This window comes from Psychrobacter sp. 1U2 (assembly GCF_051847575.1).
In genome coordinates this window covers 1-742 of sequence record NZ_JBPYDC010001008.1, presented here as the reverse complement: position 1 = coordinate 742, position 742 = coordinate 1, and the positions used below count along the sequence as shown (strand labels likewise).

Annotated in this window: 1 pseudogene; it reads left to right on the top strand. The window is 43.7% G+C overall.

Going from position 1 to position 742, the window contains the following annotated elements:
• Positions 1 to 30: 30 nt before the first annotated feature.
• Positions 31 to 742, top strand: a pseudogene (locus ACS8FD_RS20060) (hypothetical protein); the annotation flags it as partial.

The following is a 742-nucleotide window of genomic DNA, read 5'->3' as shown; positions in this document are numbered from 1 at the left end:
ATGATTGACCACACCCTCTATACGCTAAGTATGCTTACCGCAACAGCACTGTTAGCGTACGTGGTATTGTGGTCAGGAATACAAACCTTTAATGCCAACCCCAGTAAGCGCTTTATGCGCATTTGGCCAAAATTGGCATTATATTATGCCGCCTACACCATGCCGATCTGGGCACTACTATTAATCATCGATCGAACACAAATCGTGACTTCAGTAGTGGCGCAGTTACCATTATCGCTAGTATTAATCGCATTAGTAGCTATGGGATTGTATTTTTATACGGTTATCGTGCAGCCCAATCGCTTGCGTATACATCGTCAGACAGTAGATATCGACTTAAAAGCAGCCATGACCGTAGCTGTATTAGCAGATTTACGTATTGGATTGTATAGTGGCAAACCGCGACACATACGCAAGCTTGTGGCGACAATTAACGAGCTATCGGTAGATGCGGTATTGATTACTGGCGATTGGCTTTATTATCCGGGAGCGGATTTGGTTGGGCAATTGATGCTTTTTAAAGGCGTCAATAAGCCTGTTTATACCGTCATGAGCATCTCGGATTTACGTTATCAATCGATGAATACGACCAAGCAGGGTCAACCTTTATTAGAAGATACTTTGGCATGCGCTTTTGATGTACTCGACATTACCTATATCGGTCAGCAATGCCGGTTGCTACCGCCAATTGCTACTTCCCTTGCTAAAAACATCACACCAAGTGCGCAACCAAAAAACTCAA